Raw genomic sequence first — 1677 nt, 5'->3', positions numbered from 1 at the left:
GGAGCCCACGATGGCCGAGATTGAACGCGAAGCGATGGAATATGATGTTGTTGTTGTGGGGGCTGGTCCTGCGGGATTGTCTGCGGCGATCCGTCTGAAGCAGCTGGACGCGGATCTGGATGTTGTGGTTCTGGAGAAGGGCTCGGAAGTGGGCGCGCATATCCTGTCGGGTGCGGTGCTGGATCCGTGCGGTTTGGACGCGCTGATCCCGGACTGGAAGGACAAAGGTGCGCCGCTGACCGTGCCGGTGAAGGAAGACAACTTTTACATGCTTGGCGAGGCCGGTCAGGTCCGCATCCCCAACTTCCCGATGCCGCCGCTGATGAACAACCACGGCAACTATATTGTCTCGATGGGCAATGTCTGCCGCTGGATGGCAGAGCAGGCCGAAGAGCTGGGCGTGGAAATCTTCCCCGGCATGGCGTGCTCGGAACTGGTTTACGGCGATAACGGCGAGGTCAAAGGCGTCGTGGCCGGTGTGTTCGGTCTGGAAGCGGATGGATCATACGGCCCGCAGACCGAACCGGGGATGGAGCTGCACGGCAAATATGTCTTCCTGTCGGAAGGTGTGCGGGGCTCGCTGTCCAAGGAAGTGATCGCCAAATACGACCTGCAGGCCGGCAAGGAAGTGCAGAAATACGGCGTCGGCATGAAAGAGATCTGGGAGATTGATCCGGCCAAGCACAAGGAAGGCACCGTCACCCACACCATGGGCTGGCCGTTGGGCGGCAATGCCGGGGGCGGGTCGTTCATCTATCACCTGGACAACAATCAGGTCTATGTCGGGTTCGTGGTTCACCTGAACTACAAGAACCCGCATTTGTACCCGTACATGGAATTCCAGCGTTTCAAGCATCACCCGATGGTGGCCGAGCTGCTGAAAGGCGGCAAACGCGTCGCTTACGGCGCGCGCGCGATCACCGAGGGTGGCTGGCAGTCGATGCCGAAACTGGTGGCGCCGGGCGTGGCGCTGCTGGGCTGTTCGGCGGGCATGGTCAACGTGCCGCGCATCAAGGGCAACCACAACGCGATGCTGTCGGGCAAGGCGGCGGCCGAGGCGGCGTTTGACGCCATCAAGGCCGAGCGTTCCGGTGATGAGCTGACCGCCTACGAGATCGATGTGCGTGATGGCCCCATCGGCAGCGACCTGAAAAAGGTGCGTAACGTCAAGCCGATGTGGTCGAAATGGGGCCTGCTGCCCTCGCTGGCGCTGGGGGGTCTGGACATGTGGACCAACACGCTGGGCTTTTCGCTGTTCGGCACGTTGGGCCATGGCAAGAACGACGCGGACTCGACCGAAGAGGCCAGCAAGCATCAACCCATCGACTATCCCAAACCGGATGGAACGCTGTCGTTTGACCGTCTGACCAACGTGTCTTTTGCGATGACCAACCACGAGGAAAGCCAGCCTTGCCACCTGCGGCTGGCCGATCCCGAGATTCCGGTCAAGGTCAACCTGCCCAAGTTCGACGAACCGGCACAGCGCTACTGCCCGGCGGGCGTGTACGAGTTGATCGAGGAAGATGGTGAGCAGCGATTCGTGATCAACTTCCAGAACTGCGTGCACTGCAAGACCTGTGACATCAAGGACCCCAGCCAGAACATCACCTGGACCACCCCGCAGGGCGGTGACGGACCAAACTATCCAAACATGTAAGCGAAAATACGGGCGCTGGC

Annotated in this window: 1 protein-coding gene; it reads left to right on the top strand. The window is 60.7% G+C overall.

The window, feature by feature from the left end; genetic code table 11:
• Positions 1-10 precede the first annotated feature (10 nt).
• Positions 11-1657, top strand: a complete 1647-nt coding sequence (locus tag HW561_RS23215) for an electron transfer flavoprotein-ubiquinone oxidoreductase (protein WP_176867754.1) — start codon at positions 11-13, stop codon at positions 1655-1657.
• The last annotated feature ends 20 nt before the right edge of the window (positions 1658-1677 follow it).

Origin of the sequence: Ruegeria haliotis (genome assembly GCF_013377785.1) — a bacterium.
GTDB classification, from domain to species: Bacteria; Pseudomonadota; Alphaproteobacteria; order Rhodobacterales; family Rhodobacteraceae; genus Ruegeria; species Ruegeria haliotis.
The sequence above is the reverse complement of the archived record's forward strand: the minus strand, read 5'-3'. Positions and strand labels throughout refer to the sequence as shown.